Source organism: Bacillus cereus group sp. BfR-BA-01382, assembly GCF_022663475.1.
Taxonomy (GTDB): Bacteria; Bacillota; Bacilli; order Bacillales; family Bacillaceae_G; genus Bacillus_A; species Bacillus_A thuringiensis_S.
Window position 1 is genome coordinate 1 of sequence record NZ_JAKUFQ010000389.1, and the last position, 254, is coordinate 254.

The window sequence follows — 254 nt, forward strand, 5'->3', positions numbered from 1 at the left end:
AACTCTGCCGCTTTTGCTTTTAAGCTATCCGCCGCCATATATGTGTGAGCGATTCCAGTTGGGCAAGCTGTAACAGCAAGTACGTACGGTTCATTTCCTTCTGGTTTTGCAACTTCAATCTCTTCTTCTTTTTCATTCTCTTTTTCTTTTTCATTCTCTTTTTCATCAAATAGTTGAAGAAGCTCACTTTCATCCTTCGCTTCTAATAGTTGCTTGCGAAACCCTTCATCCATTAATAATGTCGATAAACGAGA

At 39.0% G+C, this 254-nt stretch carries 1 pseudogene; it reads right to left on the minus strand.

The features are described from left to right. A pseudogene (locus MR160_RS34445) lies at nucleotides 1-254 on the minus strand (PTS fructose transporter subunit IIC); the annotation flags it as partial.